This window comes from Haloechinothrix sp. LS1_15 (genome assembly GCF_033042135.1).
Taxonomy (GTDB): domain Bacteria; phylum Actinomycetota; class Actinomycetes; order Mycobacteriales; family Pseudonocardiaceae; genus Haloechinothrix.
The window spans coordinates 1-935 of the sequence record NZ_WBXM01000028.1; the positions used below are offsets into that span (position 1 = coordinate 1).

1 protein-coding gene is annotated in these 935 nt (G+C 66.4%); it reads left to right on the forward strand.

Going from position 1 to position 935, the window contains the following annotated elements:
* A partial coding sequence (locus F8178_RS20335) for an NAD(P)/FAD-dependent oxidoreductase (protein ID WP_317496466.1) occupies positions 1-935 on the forward strand: 935 nt, incomplete at both ends.

Consider the following 935-nt stretch of genomic DNA (forward strand, 5'->3'; position numbering starts at 1 on the left):
TCGGCGGGACGTGGCGTGACAACTCCTATCCCGGTTGCGCGTGCGACATCCAGTCGCACATGTACTCGTTCTCCTACGAGCAGAACCCCGACTGGACCCGGGCGTTCTCCCCGCAACACGAGATCTTCGACTACCTCAAGCGTGTCGCCGCCAAGTACGGGCTGTACGACAAGATCCATTTCGGTATCGAGATGACCGGCGCGACCTGGGACGACGAGCAGCGTCGCTGGTTCGTCGACACCGCGGGCGGACAGCGTTACCTCGCCCGGTTCCTGGTGTCCGGGGTGGGGGCCCTGCATCTGCCGCAGATCCCGCCGCTGGAGGGCATTGAGCGGTTCCAGGGGCGGACGTTTCACTCGGCGGATTGGGATCACGACTACGACCTGCGGGGTAAGCGGGTCGCGGTGATCGGTACCGGGGCCAGTGCGATCCAGTTCGTGCCGCAGATCGCGCCCGAGGTGGCGCAGCTGACGGTGTTCCAGCGCACCCCGCCGTGGATCATGCCCAAGCCCGACCACCGGATGCCCGAGTGGTCGCGCGCGGTGTTCCGGCGGGTTCCTGGGGTGCAGCGTGCTTACCGCAGCTTGCTGTACTGGATGCTGGAGGCGCGCGCGATCGGTTTCAACGGGCATCCCCTGCTGCTGCGGATGGCCGAGCTTCTCGCCAAGTGGCACCTCGGCAAGCACGTCGCCGATCCGCGGTTGCGGGCCAAGCTCACCCCCGATTACCGGATGGGCTGCAAGCGGGTGCTGATCTCCAACGATTACTACCCCGCGCTCAACCGGGACAACGTCGCGGTGACCACCGACGGCATCGCCGAGGTGCGCGAGCACAGCATCGTGGACACCGCCGGGGTCGAGCACGAGGTGGACGCCATCATCTACGGCACAGGGTTCCACGTCACCGACGCCTTCGACTACCTCGACATCACCGGC